This is a genomic window from Mesorhizobium sp. M2A.F.Ca.ET.039.01.1.1 (genome assembly GCF_003998035.1).
Classification (GTDB): domain Bacteria; phylum Pseudomonadota; class Alphaproteobacteria; order Rhizobiales; family Rhizobiaceae; genus Mesorhizobium.
In genome coordinates this window covers 1-2,870 of record NZ_RZRY01000741.1, presented here as the reverse complement: position 1 = coordinate 2,870, position 2,870 = coordinate 1, and the positions used below count along the sequence as shown (strand labels likewise).

At 62.1% G+C, this 2,870-nt stretch carries 4 protein-coding genes; 3 read left to right on the top strand and 1 reads right to left on the bottom strand.

What is annotated here, in order from left to right:
• The 3 genes from EOA24_RS32880 to EOA24_RS32870 form a co-directional block, all read left to right on the top strand.
• Window positions 1–427, top strand: a 427-nt coding sequence (locus EOA24_RS32880) for a M20/M25/M40 family metallo-hydrolase (RefSeq protein ID WP_127410520.1), incomplete at its 5' end; no start/stop codon positions are given.
• A 167-nt stretch (window positions 428–594) separates the two neighbouring features.
• Window positions 595–2,046: a dihydropyrimidinase gene (gene hydA / locus EOA24_RS32875; protein WP_126081955.1), complete on the top strand. Its 1,452-nt coding sequence runs from the start codon at window positions 595–597 to the stop codon at window positions 2,044–2,046.
• Between the two features lie 2 nt (window positions 2,047–2,048).
• Window positions 2,049–2,426: a hypothetical protein gene (locus EOA24_RS32870; RefSeq protein ID WP_126081956.1), complete on the top strand. Its 378-nt coding sequence runs from the start codon at window positions 2,049–2,051 to the stop codon at window positions 2,424–2,426.
• Window positions 2,427–2,449: 23 nt separating this feature from the next.
• Here the strand turns inward: EOA24_RS32870 and EOA24_RS32865 are convergent, their stop codons facing one another.
• Window positions 2,450–2,860 carry a cupin domain-containing protein gene (locus tag EOA24_RS32865; protein WP_176479989.1) on the bottom strand — a complete coding sequence of 137 codons (411 nt, stop codon included), beginning with the start codon at window positions 2,858–2,860 and terminating at the stop codon, window positions 2,450–2,452.
• Window positions 2,861–2,870 lie beyond the last annotated feature (10 nt).

Below are 2,870 nucleotides of genomic sequence, written 5' to 3'. Positions count from 1 at the left end.
CAATTCGCGCAACGTTTTGCCGGGCACCGTCGTCTTCACCGTCGACATCCGCTCGCCGGACCAGGCAAAGCTCGACGGCATGCGCGCCCGCATCGAGAAGGAAGCGCCGAAAATCTGTGAGGCGCTCGGGGTCAAATGCTCGGTCGAGGCAGTCGGCCATTTCGATCCGATAACCTTCGATCCGACGCTGGTCGGCCGCGTGCGCACCGCCGCCGAAAAGCTGGGCTACAGCCACATGAACATCATCTCGGGCGCCGGACACGACGCCTGCTGGGCGGCCAAGGTCGCGCCAGCGACCATGGTCATGTGTCCCTGCGTAGGCGGTCTCAGCCACAACGAGGCCGAGGAAATCTCCAAGGAATGGGCTGCGGCTGGAGCCGACGTGCTGTTCCATGCGGTGGTCGAAACGGCGGGAATCGTCGAATGACCGACTAGAGCATTCCACCGTTTCACGGAAACGGTGGAATGCTCTAGTGTCTTTGTTTTAACGCAATTTCGGACGGAAAACCGCTTCACACTTTTCCTGAAATTGCTTCGGACCAATCACCTCGCAACGCCGCTCGCAAAGAAGCGCGAAAGAACAGGGGAACAGATATGACCAAAGTCATCCGAAACGGCACCATCGTGACGGCCGACCGCACGTGGAAGGCCGACGTGCTGATGCAGCACGGCAAGATCGTCGCCATCGGCTCCAACCTGCATGGCGATCATGAGTTCGACGCCACCGGCTGCTATGTCATGCCGGGCGGCATCGATCCGCATACCCATCTCGAAATGCCGTTCATGGGCACCTATTCGGCCGACGATTTCGAATCCGGCACGCGCGCGGCACTGTCCGGGGGCACGACAATGGTGGTCGATTTCTGCCTGCCGGCGCCGCAGCAGTCGCTGCTTGAGGCGCTGCAGATGTGGGACAACAAGACCTCGAAGGCGGCCTGCGACTATTCCTTCCACATGGCGATCACCTGGTGGGGCAAGCAGGTGTTCGACGAGATGGCGACGGTGGTCGACAGGGGCATCACCTCGTTCAAGCACTTCATGGCCTACAAAGGCGCGCTGATGGTCGATGACGACGAGATGTATGCGTCGTTCCAGCGCTGCGCCGACCTCGGCGCGCTGCCGCTCGTCCATGCCGAGAATGGCGATGTGGTCGCGGCACTGTCGCAAAAGCTTTTAGCCGCCGGCAACAACGGGCCTGAGGGGCATGCCTATTCGCGTCCGCCGGAGGTGGAAGGCGAGGCGACAAATCGGGCCATCATGATTGCCGACATGGCCGGCGTGCCGCTCTATGTCGTGCATGTCTCCTGCGAGCAGAGTCACGAGGCCATCCGCCGCGCCCGGCAGAAAGGAATGCGCGTTTATGGCGAGCCGCTGATCCAGCATCTGACACTCGACGAGACCGAATATTATAACAAGGACTGGGACCATGCGGCGCGCCGGGTGATGAGCCCGCCCTTCCGCAGCAAGTGGCACCAGGATTCGCTGTGGGCGGGCCTGCAGGCCGGCTCGCTGCAGGTGGTTGCGACCGACCACTGCTCCTTTACCACCAAGCAGAAACGCAACGGCATCGGCGACTTCACAAAAATCCCGAACGGCACCGGCGGCCTCGAGGACCGCCTGCCAGTGCTGTGGACGGCCGGCGTCAATACCGGCCGCCTGACAATGAACGAGTTCGTCGCGGTGACCTCGACCAACATCGCCAAGATCCTCAACATGTATCCGAAGAAGGGCGCGATCGTCGAAGGCGCCGACGCCGACATCATCGTGTGGGACCCGAAGCGCAAGAAGACGATCTCGGCCAAGAAGCAGCAGTCGGTGATCGACTACAATGTCTTCGAAGGTTTTGAGGTGACCGGCCTGCCGCGCTTCGTCTTTTCACGCGGCGAGCTTTCGATCGAGGAGGCGGACGTCAAGGCCAAGGTTGGCCATGGCGAGTTCGTCGCGCGTGAGCCGAACGCCGCGGTCAACCGGGCGCTGTCGACCTGGAAGGAGATTTCCGCGCCACGCAAGGTGGAGCGTACCGGCATTCCGGCCACGGGGGTCTGACCATGCGGGCTCTTCATCTCGTGCTGACGGCGACAGCAATGCTGGCCGCTGGCCATGCATCGGCCGCCAGCATCGATCTCTCAAAACCTTATGGCGACAAATATGGCTGCATCAACAAAAACGGCCAAGAGGTCGCCGCCGACAAGATGCTGCTCTTGACCGACAAGGAACTGATCACGGCGGCAAGCGCCTGCACCTTCAGCGACAAGCAGCCCCAGGCCGACGGATCGCTGGTGGTGACGGCAAAATGCGAGGTGGAGGGCGAAGAGGGGCAGGCGCCGACCAAGTTCACCATCAAGCGCAGTGCGAAGAACGCGAAGAAGCTGGTGGTGGCCGATGAAGAGGGCAATGTGATGGGCGAAGTCTCCCGGTGCAAATAACGACGAGAGGTTTTTCCTCCATCTCAGGCAACCAGCCCATCCAGTTCCGGCAGCAGAACGACGCTTTCCTGTTCGTTGGGATCGGTGCGGGCGATGACCGCCGAGGACGGCGCCCCGCTCAGATTGGCGGGCAGATGCGGCACGCCGGCCGGAATGTAGAAGAGATCGCCGGCCTTGACGACGATGTGGTGCTCGAGCCGGTCGCCGTACCAGGTGTGGACCTCGCCCGAAAGCACGTAAATGGCCGTCTCGTGGCTTTCATGCATATGCGCCTTGGCGCGGGCGCCGGGCGGCATGGTGAGAAGATGCATGCAGATGCCGGAGGAGCCGACGGTCTCGGCGGCGATGCCGGCGAAATAGCTCAGCCCCTGCTTGCCCTGATAGGTGCTTTCGGGGCGAACGAGATGACAGGTGGGTTTAGGCGACATCGGCAAGCCTCCGGGC